At 63.5% G+C, this 13812-nt stretch carries 16 protein-coding genes; 7 read left to right on the top strand and 9 right to left on the bottom strand.

Annotation, left to right across the window (positions count from 1 at the left end):
- Window positions 1-109 precede the first annotated feature (109 nt).
- Window positions 110-1189, top strand: coding sequence for an isocitrate/isopropylmalate dehydrogenase family protein (locus P6U29_RS29500; protein ID WP_407113876.1), 1080 nt, complete (start codon window positions 110-112; stop codon window positions 1187-1189).
- A 213-nt stretch (window positions 1190-1402) separates the two neighbouring features.
- On the opposite strand, the gene P6U29_RS29495 is transcribed toward P6U29_RS29500, so the two are convergent.
- The 4 genes from P6U29_RS29495 to P6U29_RS29480 form a co-directional block, all read right to left on the bottom strand.
- On the bottom strand, window positions 1403-1684 hold the full coding sequence (locus P6U29_RS29495; RefSeq protein ID WP_407113875.1) for a hypothetical protein: 282 nt from the start codon (window positions 1682-1684) through the stop codon (window positions 1403-1405).
- A gap of 104 nt (window positions 1685-1788) precedes the next feature.
- On the bottom strand, window positions 1789-2610 hold the full coding sequence (locus P6U29_RS29490) for an enoyl-CoA hydratase (RefSeq protein WP_407113874.1): 822 nt from the start codon (window positions 2608-2610) through the stop codon (window positions 1789-1791).
- A 279-nt stretch (window positions 2611-2889) separates the two neighbouring features.
- Window positions 2890-3261, bottom strand: a complete 372-nt coding sequence (locus P6U29_RS29485) for a helix-turn-helix domain-containing protein (RefSeq protein ID WP_020608151.1) — start codon at window positions 3259-3261, stop codon at window positions 2890-2892.
- Window positions 3262-3290: 29 nt separating this feature from the next.
- Window positions 3291-4340 (bottom strand): LysR family transcriptional regulator, encoded by a 1050-nt coding sequence (locus P6U29_RS29480; RefSeq protein WP_407113873.1) that lies wholly within the window; start codon window positions 4338-4340, stop codon window positions 3291-3293.
- 319 nt (window positions 4341-4659) lie between these two features.
- Here P6U29_RS29480 and P6U29_RS29475 point away from each other — a divergent pair, with 319 nt between their 5' ends.
- Together P6U29_RS29475 and P6U29_RS29470 are read left to right on the top strand one after the other, a co-directional pair.
- On the top strand, window positions 4660-5091 hold the full coding sequence (locus tag P6U29_RS29475) for a hypothetical protein (protein ID WP_407113872.1): 432 nt from the start codon (window positions 4660-4662) through the stop codon (window positions 5089-5091).
- Between the two features lie 206 nt (window positions 5092-5297).
- Window positions 5298-6029 carry a cytochrome c biogenesis CcdA family protein gene (locus P6U29_RS29470; protein ID WP_407113871.1) on the top strand — a complete coding sequence of 244 codons (732 nt, stop codon included), beginning with the start codon at window positions 5298-5300 and terminating at the stop codon, window positions 6027-6029.
- 25 nt (window positions 6030-6054) lie between these two features.
- On the opposite strand, the gene P6U29_RS29465 is transcribed toward P6U29_RS29470, so the two are convergent.
- Together P6U29_RS29465 and P6U29_RS29460 are read right to left on the bottom strand one after the other, a co-directional pair.
- Window positions 6055-7251 (bottom strand): 3-hydroxybenzoate 6-monooxygenase, encoded by a 1197-nt coding sequence (locus tag P6U29_RS29465; protein WP_407113870.1) that lies wholly within the window; start codon window positions 7249-7251, stop codon window positions 6055-6057.
- 21 nt (window positions 7252-7272) lie between these two features.
- Window positions 7273-8016 (bottom strand): MarR family winged helix-turn-helix transcriptional regulator, encoded by a 744-nt coding sequence (locus P6U29_RS29460; protein ID WP_407113869.1) that lies wholly within the window; start codon window positions 8014-8016, stop codon window positions 7273-7275.
- On the opposite strand from P6U29_RS29460, the gene P6U29_RS29455 reads away from it, so the two are divergent.
- The 3 genes from P6U29_RS29455 (at window position 7987) to P6U29_RS29445 (ending at window position 10909) form a co-directional block, all read left to right on the top strand.
- Window positions 7987-9054, top strand: coding sequence for an amidohydrolase family protein (locus tag P6U29_RS29455; protein ID WP_407113868.1), 1068 nt, complete (start codon window positions 7987-7989; stop codon window positions 9052-9054). The two genes, P6U29_RS29460 and P6U29_RS29455, sit on opposite strands and share 30 nt — an antisense overlap.
- A complete protein-coding gene (locus P6U29_RS29450) occupies window positions 9023-10381 on the top strand; it encodes an MFS transporter (protein WP_407113867.1) in 1359 nt (452 codons plus the stop codon). The genes P6U29_RS29455 and P6U29_RS29450 overlap by 32 nt, the downstream gene beginning before the upstream one ends.
- Window positions 10382-10444: 63 nt before the next feature.
- Window positions 10445-10909, top strand: coding sequence for a DoxX family protein (locus P6U29_RS29445; protein ID WP_407113866.1), 465 nt, complete (start codon window positions 10445-10447; stop codon window positions 10907-10909).
- Between the two features lie 93 nt (window positions 10910-11002).
- Here the strand turns inward: P6U29_RS29445 and P6U29_RS29440 are convergent, their stop codons facing one another.
- Entirely contained in the window at window positions 11003-12460 is a 1458-nt protein-coding gene (locus tag P6U29_RS29440; protein WP_407119448.1) for a sensor histidine kinase, read from the bottom strand.
- A 302-nt stretch (window positions 12461-12762) separates the two neighbouring features.
- Window positions 12763-13107 (bottom strand): DUF1236 domain-containing protein, encoded by a 345-nt coding sequence (locus tag P6U29_RS29435; RefSeq protein ID WP_407113865.1) that lies wholly within the window; start codon window positions 13105-13107, stop codon window positions 12763-12765.
- A 139-nt stretch (window positions 13108-13246) separates the two neighbouring features.
- On the opposite strand from P6U29_RS29435, the gene P6U29_RS29430 reads away from it, so the two are divergent.
- A complete protein-coding gene (locus P6U29_RS29430) occupies window positions 13247-13480 on the top strand; it encodes a hypothetical protein (protein ID WP_407113864.1) in 234 nt (77 codons plus the stop codon).
- On the opposite strand, the gene P6U29_RS29425 is transcribed toward P6U29_RS29430, so the two are convergent.
- On the bottom strand, window positions 13458-13763 hold the full coding sequence (locus P6U29_RS29425; protein ID WP_407113863.1) for a hypothetical protein: 306 nt from the start codon (window positions 13761-13763) through the stop codon (window positions 13458-13460). The two genes, P6U29_RS29430 and P6U29_RS29425, sit on opposite strands and share 23 nt — an antisense overlap.
- Window positions 13764-13812: the final 49 nt, after the last annotated feature.

Here is a 13812-nt window from a genome sequence, read left to right as displayed (position 1 = left end):
CGAGCGAAGCGAAGCAATCCAGACTACCTCCGCGGGTGCATTTCTGGATTGCTTCGTCGCAAGAGCTCCTCGCAATGACGAGCTTCTCCCTTTGTGCAGGAAACCTCCCATGTCTGCAAACAACGCCTTCCACATTGCCGTGCTCGCCGGTGACGGCATCGGTCCCGAAGTCATGGCGCCGGCGCTCGAGGTGCTGCGCAAGGTCGGCGAAAAATCCGGCCTTGGCTTCCGTTTCACCGAAGCGCCCGCCGGCGCCAACAATTATCTCGCCACCGGCAAGTCGATGCCGGACTCGACGATCAAGCTGTGCGAGGAGGCGGACGCGATCCTGCTTGGCGCCTGCGGTCTGCCGTCGGTGCGCTACCCCGACAACACCGAGATCGCGCCGCAGATCGAGCTGCGCTTCATCTTCGATCTTTACGCCGGCGTGCGTCCGGCGCGGCTCATTCCGGGCGTGCCGAGCCCGATCGTCGGCGCTGATGCGCGCGGCATCGATCTCGTCGTGATCCGCGAATCCACCGAAGGCCTGTTCGCCTCGATGGGCAAAGGTGTCGTCACGCATGAGGACGCGCGCGAGACCATGGTGATCACGCGCCGGACCTCCGAGCGCCTGTTCGAGTTCTCGTTTCGTCTCGCCGAGCGGCGCCGCGCGCGCGGCAAGCCGGGAATGCTCACCTGCGTCGACAAGGCGAACGTGTTCAAGGCCTTCGCGTTCTTCCGCGGCATCTTCGACCAGATCGAGAAGAAGCATCCCGAGGTGAAGACCGACCGGCTCTATGTCGATGCCTGCTCGGCGATGCTGGTGAAGCGTCCCTGGGATTTCGACGTGATGGTGATGGAGAACATGTTCGGCGATATCGTCTCCGACATCACCGCGAGCCTGATCGGCGGCCTCGGCATGGCGCCATCGGCCGACATCGGCGACAAGTATGCGGTGTTCCAGCCGTGCCACGGCACCGCGCCCGATATCATGGGGCAGGGCAAGGCCAATCCCACCGGCATGATCCTGTCGGCGGCGATGATGCTGGACTGGCTCGCCGACAAGCACGGGCTCGAGAGCGCGGCAGAAGCCGGCGAGACCATCGAGCGTGCGGTGGACCAGGTCTATGCCGACGGCATCAGACCGATGGAGTTCGGCGGCAGCAACGGCACGGCGGATATTACGAAGGCGGTGCTCGCGGCGCTGTAGCTGCGTGTTTTACCTCTCTCCGCTCGCGGGGAGAGGTCGGATTGCATCGACTATGCAATCCGGGTGAGGGGACTCTCCGCGAGTCTAACTGTCACAGTCCCAGCGGAGACTCCTCCTCACCCCGACCCTCTTCCCTCAAGCGGGGTGAGGGAGCGCGCACCGTCCGCCGATGACAATAGCGCAAAAAAAAGGGCCCTCGGGCCCCTTTGTCGTTCACCAGCGGCGCCAATAGGGGCGATGATGCCAGCCCCACGGACGCGGGCCGTAGAAGCGCGGGCCGCCGTAATAGCCGTAGGCGCGATAATAGTTCGGGCGCCAGAAGCAACGGCCCCAGGGGTTACACACCCAGCGCACCTGATCGACGTTGGCGGCCGGACCGCCTGCAATCTTGTCCGCCTGCGGGATGCCGTTCGGCATTGCCGCGAGGGCCGGTCCCGACGCGAGCGCCACACCACCCATGGCAGCCAGACCAAGAACAGCGAATTTCAGTGTCATCGCAATCTCCCTCGTTGGTGGCGGGAGAACTTTCGCCAGATCAACTGGTTGCTGCCGCAGTGAGCTGCACGAGGAATTTAATCTTCCTGAACGTCGGTTCAGCTTCAGCGGCCCCGGAACTGCGGCTTGCGCTTCTCCATGAAGGCCTGTCGGCCCTCGCGGAAATCCTCCGAGTCCATGCAGGCATTGACGATCGCCTTGATCGCCTCCATGTCGCGCCGGCTCTCGTCCTTCAGCACCTGCGCGATCGTGATCTTCGCGGCCTTGATCGCGAGCGGGGCGTTCTGTGCGATCGTCTCGGCAATCGTCATGGTCTCGCCCCAGAGCTCGCCCTCCGGGAACAGGCGTTCGACAAGGCCAATGCGCAGCGCCTCGGCGGAATCGATACGCATGCCCGTGTACATCAGAAGCCGCGCCCAGGCCGGGCCGACCAGCGACACCAGTTGTCGCAAGCCGTCATAGCCATAGGCGATGCCGAGTTTGGCCGCGGGGATGCCGAACTGGCTGCCATGCGAGGCGAGGCGGATATCGGCGAGCATCGCGACCTGCATGCCGCCGCCGAGGCAATAGCCGTCGATGCAGGCGATGGTCGGTTTGGGATAGTCGGCGAGCAGCGCGCGCTGGGCGGCGCTGCGCTTGGCGTACTCCTCGGACGCCGCCGCATTGTGCCTGACCTTCTCGAACTGACTGATGTCGGCGCCCGAGACGAACGCCTTGCCACCGGCGCCGCGCAGGATCACGACGCGCACGGTGTCGTCGTCGCGCAAGGCCGCCAGCGCCTCGCCAAATCCCTCCCACATCTCCAGCGACATCGCGTTGCGCTTGTCGGGATTGTTGAAGGTGATCGCGCCGACCCCACCGGCCGTGTGCTTGAGGATCTTGCCATCGGCGTAAGGTGTTCCGGTCGTGCTGAAAATGTCGGACATCGCGCGCTCGCTCGTCATAGGCGACGCGCAATGTGCGGCGCTGGCGCCGCCACGGTCAACCGGGGCAGGGTAGGAGAGCCCGCATCCGCCTGTGCTGCGATTGCATGGCGCGCGGCGCGTGCGGCGGCAAACTACTAAGAAAAAGGGGCGGCCAAGCCGCCCCGAGATAGACCGCGCGCAAGCGCAGACATAGCTCGTCCGATCTTGTTCAATCCGGCCGCGCCCCCGTGACGCGACGGATTGAACATCGGCCATAAAGGCCCAGGTCGTCGATCGGCCTCAGCTCTCGTTCGCCGCGATCGATTCCATCAGCGAGACGAGCTGACGCTGCACCGTCTGGTCCTTGATCTTGCTGTAGGCGCGCAGCAGGCGGAGGCTAAAGGCCGAGTCGAGGAAGAGCAGGCTCTCGACTTCGCGGGCCTTGTTGTCGCCGTCGTAGAAGAAGGTCACGGGCACGTCGAGGGCGGAGGCGATCTGCTGAAGCCGAGCCGCGCCGACGCGATTGACGCCCTTCTCGTATTTCTGAACCTGCTGAAAGCTGACGCCAAGCTTCTCGCCGAGCTCGGCCTGCGAGATCTTCATCTCGACGCGCCGCAGACGGATCCGCTTGCCAAGCTCAATGTCCGGCTTGCCGGCGCTGCGCTGCTTCATTCTTTTCGCCGCTGCTTTCATCTCTGTTTTCACCTTTGTTCTTCGGTTGAAAATCCCCCGAAGAGCTGGGTCAGGGGTTCGCCCATATACGAGTCCTTGAATTCATGCGGATGCACGAACTCTTCCTTAAACCACGGGAAGCGAGCCGGATTGAAAGCCTCGATCAGCCAGTCAATCATGTGCCGCACGCGCGGGATACGGCCGCTACCGGGATGGTAGGATAGCCAGATATCCAGCGGTCGGTTCAGCTCGACCTCTAGTGGAATCAACTTCCCGCCAAGCGCAATGGCGTAGCTCGGGAATACGCCGATGCCGGCGCCATTCGCGACCGCCCAGTAGTTGGCGCTTGAGACGTTAGTCTTCATGACCAGAAGGTCACGTTCCGAAACGCCCGGGAAGAAGCTCTCGAAAGATTCCTTGGCGGCGAGCTGGTCGGCGAATTGCAGCACCAGGCGATGCTTGATCAATTCCGCCGCCGAGCGCGGCGCGCCATGCTTTGCGATGTATTTCTCGGAGGCCCAGAACATCAGATGCATGCGGCCGAGCCGCACCAGCTTGATGTCGAGCGCCGAGGGACGCGACAGGTGGATGGCGACGTCGGCCTCGTGGCGCGAGACGTCGGCCGAGCGCATCGCGCAATGCAGGTCCACCAGGATCTTCGGATAGGCCTGCTGGAATTCGACGAGCCGCGGGGCCAGCCAGAATGTGCCGAGCCCCTCGGTGACGGCAACGCGGACCTCGCCGGACAATGCGTTGGCCATCGAATCGCTGGCGCGCAGCACGTCGAAGGTGGCGGCCTCCATGCGCTCGACAGCGGAGACCACCAGCGCGCCCTCATCGGTCAGGTGGGTGCCGTGAACGTCGCGGGTGAACAGTGTGGTGCCAGTCTGGCGTTCGAAATCGTCGATCCGTCGGCGCACGGCGTTGATCGAAAGTGACAAGCGCTCGGCCGCCGAGCGAAAACTTCCGCAGCGAACGACTTCCAAAAATATGCGGGCGGCATCCCAATCCGAGAGGCCGCTGAGATTTGTCTTTGGGCGTTCCGCCACAGGAACGCCCCTTGCCGCCAAGGAGTGCATACAAGTCCCTTCGGAAAGCTAAACTGGCAGAATCTGGCGCAAACCACAACCACGACGGGTTGGGGAATGACGAGTTTTGAACGTCATCCTTACTGCCGCGTGGGTGGTATTGGGATGCTGCCACGGGCTGGGAATCGGGCAGACTGTCGGCCTGACTGAGGGGTTTTGGCGTGAGTTCCGTTGCGAGCCTTGGAGTGGCTGCGGGATTGCCGGCGCTGTCCGCAACGGAAGTTCTTGCGCGAAAGCCGATGCCGTCTCCCTCGATGGACCGATCACACCGCGTCGGGCGATTGCTCCCGGACCACTTCGGCGACCTCCAATGGCGCTGCATGGCGACGGCGGCGAGTACCGCAGTTCCAGGGCAGATACACACAGAAATCAGGTTCGGAGGCGCAGTAGCCTCGTGCTATCTTTGGTCTTCCATGGGGGCCGAAGGGGGCGTGACAAATACGTCTCGCAGGCCGAATTAACGGAAAGAACGCCGGTGTCGCATTCAGACGAACAGTTGCAGTCGGTGCTGGAAACGCTTGAGGAGTGCCGCAGGGTTCTCAACGCGTGCAACAGCCGTGAGTCGGCCGAGATGCTGTCCATAGTCATCCTCGACGTGCGGATGAAACTGAAAGGAATTGACAGTGCCGATCTCAAGGCGCTGTGCGACGAAATGCTGCGGAGCGCTGCGAGCGAGCCGCCGCCCCCTTCCAAGCAGACGCAGGACCAGCCCCGGCGTCCGCTGCTCCGCGTGGTGAAGTAGCCGCGCCGCCGAATCTCGCTTTTTGGCGAGGTTTGTGCGCGTCCCGATGCCGCATCTGTGATCACGGAGGGCATCGGGAGGAGCCTTGGTTCTGTGCGCCTCTGTTGCGCATTCTCTGGCATCGGCTACACCAGAGCCGGCTCGGCTCCGCGCCGGGCGTATCCCTTGCGCGCCGTACAGGCGCCTGAGATGGCTCCGACTGCATCATGCAAAATGTTTCGATCCCGGCGGCGCTGATTGCCGGTCTCGTCAGCTTCCTATCGCCTTGCGTCCTGCCTCTGGTTCCGCCCTATCTGATCTATCTCACGGGCGCCACGATTGAGCATGTCGAGAGCGACGGGCCGGGTGCTGGCTCCAAGCGCGCGATCATGATGTCGGCGCTCCTGTTCGTGCTCGGCTTTTCCACGGTGTTCGTGGCGCTCGGCGCCAGTGCCTCGCTGATCGGCGGGCTGATCCGTGCCTGGTCGGCGGAACTGTCGATCCTCGCCGGCATCGTCATCATCATCATGGGCCTGCACTTCCTGGGCCTGACGCGCATCGGCCTTTTGATGCGCGAGGGACGGCTGCCGATCCCCAAGCCCGTCGGCCTCTGGGGCGCCTATGTCATGGGCCTCGCTTTCGCCTTCGGCTGGACGCCTTGCATCGGTCCGATCCTCGCCGCGATCCTCTCGATCGCCGCGGCGGAAGCGACGGTGACGAAGGGCGCCGGCCTGCTCGCGGTCTATTCAGCAGGCCTCGGCATTCCCTTCCTGATCGCCGCCCTGATGATCGAGCAGTTCTCCGCGCTGTTCGCGCGGATGAAAGGCCAGCTTGTCAATGTCGAGCGCGCCATGGGCGTGTTGATGGTGATTACCGGCATCGGCTTCCTCACCGGCGCGGTGTCGAACGTGAGCATCTGGCTGCTGGAGACGTTTCCGGCGTTGCAGACGATCGGGTAGGGCGGAATCGGCGAGTTGCACCGGCTCACGCAGCCGGCGCCCGTTCCGGAAACGGCGACTGATAGAGCCAGGCGAGATTCTCGCAAAAGCGCTCCAGGCTCGTCTCACGTATCAGCTGATTGCGCAGCAGCGCGTGGACTCCGGCCGGATGATAGACGTGATCGCCCAGTTCCCGGGCCTGAAGCTGGACCCGCGCAGTACGCAGCATCCGGGCATTCTTGTATCGGTCCAGCGCGTGGGCGACATCGCCTTCCGTCTCGTCGAGTTCGTCGGCGAGGCAGACGGCATCTTCCAGCGCCATGCAGGCCCCTTGCGCGAAATATTGCAGCATCGGATGCGCTGCATCGCCCAGGAGAACGACGCGCCGGTCGATCCAGCGATCGGTCGGATCGCGATCGCAGGTCACCCACGCCTTCCAGTCCCTTCCATGATGAATGATCGCCTTGGCGCGAGGGTGCACGTCCCGAAAACCTTCGAGCACCTCCTCGTGGGTCACGGGCCTTGCCGCAAACGCCTCGACGGGATCGTTATGGCAGGTGATTGCGAGATTGAACACCTTCCAGCCCGAGAGCGGGTAGTGCACGAGATGGCACTTGGCGCCGGCCCACAACGTCGCGGCGTTCCAGCGCAGATCCTCCGGCATCTGCTCGGTCGGGATCACTGAACGATAGGTGGTGTGGCCGGCGACCCGCGGCGCGCCGTCAGCGACCATCTGCTGGCGAATGCGGGAGCGAAGCCCGTCCGCACCAACCACGAGGCACCCGGTGACACGATCGCCAGACTTGAGCACTGCCGTTGCTGAAAAATCGTTCTGCTCGTAGCCGACGACATCGCAATCGGACCGCAGCGTGACGTGGGGGTGCGCCTCGCAGGCGCGCACGAAGATGCCGTGAAGATCGCCGCGATGGACCACGGCATAGGGATTGCCAAAGCGTTGTCGGAAATAGCTGGTCAGATCGATGCTGGTGATCTCTTCCGCCGAGATCGCGTCCATCAGCCGGAGCTGGTCGATGAAGACGGCGATCGATCGTGCGGCATCACCGAGTGCGAGTCGGTCGAAGGCGTGGAATGCGTTGGGGCCAAGCTGGATGCCGGCGCCGATCTCCTGATAGCGCGGCGCGCGTTCCAGGACAGTGACCTGAAAACCCTTGCGTGCCAGCGCGATCGCGGCCGAAAGTCCGCCGATGCCGCCGCCGACAATGATGATGGGATCCTGTCGCATGTCCTCTCCTCGGTGGTTTTCCTATTTTCTCGCTGTCTTGGATCGCGGCTGCCTCGCCTTGCCGCGTGCCTCTGGTTGCTCGTCAAGAACGTCCTTCGGCCGCGCCGGCGGGGGCACCTTGATCAATCCGGCTTCGACTTCCTGCTCGAGCCGATCGATATTCTTGTAGAGCTCGACCAGCACGCGCTTGAGCTCCGCCGCTTCCTTGGCGGACATGCTGCCGGTGGCGACTTCTTCATAATAGGCGGCGAGCGGCATGAGCCGCCCTGCCAGTTCAGCACCTTTGGGCGTCAGGACGACCTGGAGGCTGCGCTGATCGTTCTCAGGCCGGTCGCGTGTCAAGAGGCCGGCGCGGCTCATCTCCGCGACGATGCGCGACAGGGTAGACACGTCGGCCGACGTCAGTTCGGCGATCTCTCCAAGGCGCAACGGATGGCCCTGCTCTGACAATGCGGCCAGCACGCGGTACATCGGAAGCGTCAACTTCTCGTGACGGATCACGCGCGCGAACAGGTCGCCCATGCGAACGCCGAGCCGGGCGAGCAGATAGGGCAGCGAATTCGAAAATCGATACATGGGCTTGGATCCTGGCGGGAGAACTCCGCCCGGAATAAGGGTCAACCTTCGCACGCGCAATATTTGCATTTCAATCATTTGCATTTGCAACTTTATCATTGACAAGTATTTGCGCCCGGTGCTTTGCTTTGTCAACGCCAGAGTTGAAGGGACGACGCCATGCAGGGAAAGATCGCGCTCGAGGAGCACTTCGCGCTTCAGGAGACTATTCAGGACAGCGCGGGCTTCGCGCCGGCCGACGACTGGCGCGAGCTGGAAGCGCGGCTGCTCGACATCCACGACCGCCGGCTCGCGGAGATGGACGGTCACGGAATCGAGATGATGCTGCTGTCGCTGAACGCGCCGGCCGTCCAGGCCATTCCCGACCGCAGCCGTGCGCTGGAGCTGTCGCGCCGTGCCAACGACTTCCTCGCCGAGCAGATCGCGAAGCGGCCGGATCGCTTCCAGGGCCTTGCAGCGCTGCCGATGCAGGATCCCGACGCGGCCGCGCGCGAGCTCGATCGCAGCGTCGGCACGCTTGGATTTCGCGGGGCGCTCGTCAACGGCTTCAGCGAGCTCGCCGGCACCGATCATGCGATCTACTATGACCGCAAGGAGTTCTGGCCGTTCTGGTCGGAAGTCGAACGCCTCGGCATTCCCTTCTATCTGCACCCACGCAATCCGCTGCCGAAAGACTCGGCGATCTATGAAGGGCATCGCTGGCTGCTGGGACCGACCTGGGCGTTTGGGCAGGAGACTGCGGTCCACGCCCTGCGCCTGATGGGCTCCGGACTGTTCGACGCGCATCCGCGGCTCCAGATCATTCTCGGTCACATGGGGGAGGGTCTGCCGTACTCGATGTGGCGGGTCGACAACCACAACAAGTGGATGCGGAACCAGAATGCCTATCCCGCGCGGCGCAAGATCGCCGACTATTTCCGGGAGAATTTCTACATCACCACGTCGGGCAATTTCCGTACCCAGACGCTGATCGACGCAATCCTGGAGATCGGTGCCGACCGCATTCTCTTCTCGGCCGACTGGCCGTTCGAGAACATCGATCATGCCGCCGACTGGTTCGACAGCGCGGCGATTTCCGAAGGCGACCGCATCAAGATCGGCCGCGACAATGCGCGTGCCCTGTTCGGGCTCGGCAAAGCAACGACCCAATCTGCCGCAGAGCAGAACGTGTCAGCAATCTCAATGGAGGAAACCCGTGAGCATCTCGTCCGAAATCGACGTGCATGAGGAATTGTCCCGCGCCCCGATCGGCCCGTTCCACAAGCTCCTCGGCATCCTGATCACGCTCATCACGCTGTTCGACGGCTATGACACCTTCAATCCCGCTTATGTCATCCACTACGTGGTCCAGCCCTGGGGACTCCAGCCAAGCCAAGCGGGATTTCTGGTGAGCTCGGGTCTCGTCGGCTTTCTGTTCGGCGCGATCGGTCATGGCAGCGTGGCCGACCGTTTCGGCCGGCGTGGCACGCTGCTCGCAGGATTGTGGGTCGTCAACGTCTTCACATTGCTGACCGCCGTGCTGGCGAACGATTTCTGGAGCTACTGCGCTCTTCGCTTCGTCACTGGGCTCGGTCTCGGCGTGCTGCTGCCGCTCGGCACGACCTTCATCAACGAGCTCGCGCCCAAGCGTGTTAGCAACACGTTTTCGCTGTGGGGCGTGACGCTGGGCTGGTCGCTCGGCGGCGTCTGCGCCGGTCTCGTCGGCGTATTCCTGACGCCGCAGCACGGTTGGCAGATCCTCTACTACGTTGGCGCGCTGTCGATCCCACTGACTTTCGTGGCACACGCCATCCTGCCGGAAAGTCCGCAATTCCTGGCGACCCGATCGCGGATCCCGGAGTTGCGTGCGTTGCTGGCGCGGCTGCGGCCCGAGCGGGCGGCCGTCTACCAAAATGCGACATTCGCATCGGATGACGGTACGAGGCCGCAGAGCACGATTGGAGCATTGCTGAGCCCGCGCTATCGCCGCGTTTCGCTGACCATTTGGATCACAGCCTTTCTCAGCCTGTTCGCGATTTTCGGTCTCACCGGGTGGATTCCGACGGTCATGCTCAAGCGCGGCGAGACCTTTGCGGCATCATTCGGCTTCGGTGCCTTGATGCAGGCGATGTCGTTCATCGGCGGCCTCACGCTCGCAATGCTGGCCGATCGCAATTTCTCGCTGACGCCACGTTATCTTGCGACCTGGTGGCTGACCGGCGGAATTGCCGTGCTCGCGCTCGTCTTCGTCAGCGGTCATGGCATCAACCTCGCCATCGTCGCCGTCGCGGGCTTCTGCATCATCGGCGCCCAGCACGTGCTCAACAATTTCACCGCCGGGTCATACGAGACCTGTTTCCGCGCCAGCGGCGTCGGAATGGAATTGGGCATCGGCCGGGTGGGAGCGATCCTCGGCCCCTATGTCATCGGTCTGTTGCAGCAGGCGACCGGCGGCCCCGACGCCGTGTTCTGGGCGATCGGCGGCGCATCCATGGTCGGTGCGCTGGCGATCGGATCGCTCGGCGCTGCCGCAGCAAATCGTCTGCCGCGCGCCGATATCGCACCCGCGGAATGATGAGCGGGCCGATCGACAATCACCGGCCGCTTGACTGGCCAGCTTCACCAGAGGAGATCCGAAATGCCGACATCCACTCGTTCCGCTGCGACCGCAGGCGCGCTCGACGCCTGGGTACTTCTGTTCGCACGCGTCGCGATTGCGCCGCTGTTTCTATACAGCGGCATCGGAAAGGTGATGGCATTTGCCACGACCGCGGGCCGGCTTCCCGGCGGCGCGGACGGCTTCGGCGCGGTGCTGGCCGCTGGCGCGATTGCAGTCGAACTCGGAGGCGGCACGGCTCTGCTGCTAGGCCTGTTTGCGCGCCCGGCGGCGGCGGTCCTGATCCCGTTCACCATCGCCGCCACGCTGATGTTTCACAATTTCTGGGCCGCGCCCGAGGCGCAGGTCGTGATGCAGACCATCAACTTCCTGAAGAATCTCGGTCTGCTGGGTGCGCTTGCGCTCATCGCCTTTTACGGGCCGGGCGTCCATGCTGTGCAAGCGGCCATCAAGCCGGGCTCCAAAGGTGCTCCCGAGCTCTCGTGATCCTTTAGCTACGCCGACGAGCTGACTGCGAAGCGCGCCAGCGCCTTGCGGTCCACATGGGTGGTCTTCATCGCCGATATCCCTTTCGTCCATTCATCGCGTCTCCTCCAGCGCGCAGATCACCGTGCAGACCACGCCACGCGGCAGGAAATCGACGGTTGCCTCGCCGCCGAGCTGGTCGCGCGCACTGCGCTCGATCAGGCGCGAGCCGAAGCCGCGTTGCACCGGCACCGTGACCGGCGGCCCGCCGATTTCGGTCCAGAGCAGCCGCAGCCGCGGCGTCGACTCATCAGCGAGGACCTCCCAGTCCAGCGTCACCCGGCCGGTCTCGTTGGACAATGCGCCGTATTTCGCGGCGTTGGTGGCGATCTCGTGCACGATCATCGACAGCACCACGGCGAGCCGCGGCGACAGCGGCACGGCCGGGCCGGCCATGCGGATGCGGTCGGGATTGCTCAACAGGAACGGCCGGAGCGCGCGGGCGATGACGTCCCGGAGCTCGGAGCTTGCCCATTTCTCCTGGCTCAAGAGGTTATGCGCTTCGGCCAGCGCGCCGAGCCGCCCCTCGAACTTGCTCCGCTCATCCCGGCTGGCGCTGCGGAAGGTCTGCACCGCGATTGCCTGCATCAGGGCCAGCGTGTTCTTGACCCGGTGGTTGAGCTCCTCGATCAGCAGATTGTGCAGCATCTCGCCGCGCGCGATCGTGGTCGCCATCCTCACTGCAAAGGTGAGGCCAACCAGCAGCAGGATGCCGCCGATCAGGCCGGTGATCGCGATGTTGCGCCAGAGCGGTGCGATCAGCGAGCTTTCGGTGACGCCCGCTACCACCGTCCAGCCGGTCAGCTGCGATCTGGTAAAGGCAGAGGACAGCGCGACGCCGTCGAGCGAGACGGTCGAAAGCGCGGCCTCCGGCGCGCGCGACATCGCATCGTAGAGTGCGCCGGAAGCCTGCTTGCCGAACGTCTCGCCAGGGTTGGGTGTGCGCGCGAACACGCGGGCCTTGGTGTCCAGCAGCGACACCGTCCATTGATCATTTGGCCGCTGCTGCTCGACCAATTTCTGGAATATCGTGATCGGCGGACTGAAGGAGAGCGCATAGACGACATCGCCATTGCGCAGCACGGGAACTTCCACGGTCACGATCGGCCGTTTCTTGGTCGAACCGACGAACAGGTCGGAATATTGCGGCGCTTTACTTGCAAACACCCGCTCGACGATTTCCCGATTGTTGCGTGGTGGAAGATTCGCCGTTTCCGTCGTGACGGTCGAAAACAGCTGGTGGCCGGATCTGTCGGCCAGCAGAAGAACGCTGTCCCCACCATATTGGCTGATGAACCCGACTGCCAGCCGGCGGAAGCCGTCGAAATCACGGTTCTGCAGGGAATCGCTGAGCGCGAGCACCTGCAAGCCACCGGTTATCCGCTGCACTTCGGAATCGAGCACGACACGCATGCTGCGCACCGTCTCCAGCACCCGGCGCGTCGCCTCGCTGCGATCCTGGCGATAATTGGAATAGGCAAGGCCGACGGCAAAGACGATCAGCGGCAACATCGTTCCCGCGACGAGGAGAGCGAGTCGGACCGGCAGGGTGAGCTTCGACAAACGCAGGCGTCCCGATTCCAGCGCGGCGGCGCTGGATTATGGTTTTCGGAGACCATACGGTCGCGAGTTGCGCTGCGCCACGATTTTCGGAACCCGCGAGCAATCCGGAGACGGGATTTTTTGCAGCGCAGTCGGGGACGCTTGCGCCGCAGGCCAGGCTGAGCCCGGCGATCCGCGCCTCGCGATGCGATGTCATGTGATCAACTTCGCGAGGACGGCCGCCGTCGCGACGGCCGTCCGTCTTGTCCTGATCAATCGACTTCCTGCACGACAGTGCGTGAGCCGGGATCCACCAGCATCACGCGATCCCCGGAGTAGACGTAGCTATACTTCGTCAGCGACGGGCCCCAATCCGCCGGAACGGCCTCGAGCTCGACGTCGCTCGGGACCGTCGCGCCGACGACGATCTTTTCCTTCGTCGTCACCGGGCGGATGCGGTGCTCGGTGATGTAGGATTTGATCTTGGTTCGGTATTGCGGCTCGATCTGAACTGCCGCCGCGTGACCGGTTCCAGTCGTCGTCACCACGGTGGATTGCGCGAATGCGCCGGTCGAAATCAGGACGGCCGCCGCGGACAGCAGGAACAGCTTTTTCATCTTGTCCTCCTCACAGGGAATAAGCGCGGCAACAACATCTCACCATGCGCGGCGTTCCCCCCGGCGTAGGAACAAATTGCTATTTTTTCCCGTTACTGGATCGACCGGGCCGGAAACCCGGGAATTCGAGGAGGAGAAAATGACGCTGAGAATAGCAAGTGCAGCGCTGATGGTTGCTGCATTGTCCGTGCCGGCGTTCGCGGCCGACGAGTTCTACGTGGTCCAGGACGTCAAGACCAAGAAGTGCACTATCGTCGACAAGAAGCCGACAGACACGTCCATGACCGTGGTCAGCCCTTCGGGCATGGTCTACAAGACACGCGCCGAGGCGGAGAGCGGGATGAAGACCGTCAAGGTCTGCACGTCCAATTAGGGAGAATGTGATGCCCGTATTTATCCTCTGGGCCGTGCCAGCGATCATTGTGATCGGCGGCGGCATCTATCTGATTGGTCATATGCACTAGCTCCGTTTTGGAAGCCGGGCGGGCCTCTGCGTGCAGCGCACAGGCCCGCAAGTCTTCCGTCTGCGAGGAGAGCTTGCCGCGCGCCAGCTGGAGCGCAAGTTGCAGTGCAACAGGTCGTGCCGGAGTTAGTCCCGCGAAGAAGACTACCGCCTGCGCACGCGAAATGACTTCCGTCCCGTTGAGGTTTTTCATACGCTTGCCTCTCGCATGCCGCATCGCGGCTGCGCTCACGGCCCGGCGA

Source organism: Bradyrhizobium sp. LMG 9283 (assembly GCF_045571415.1).
In the GTDB taxonomy this organism is placed as follows: Bacteria; Pseudomonadota; Alphaproteobacteria; order Rhizobiales; family Xanthobacteraceae; genus Bradyrhizobium.
This window is presented reverse-complemented; position numbering and strand designations above follow the sequence as displayed.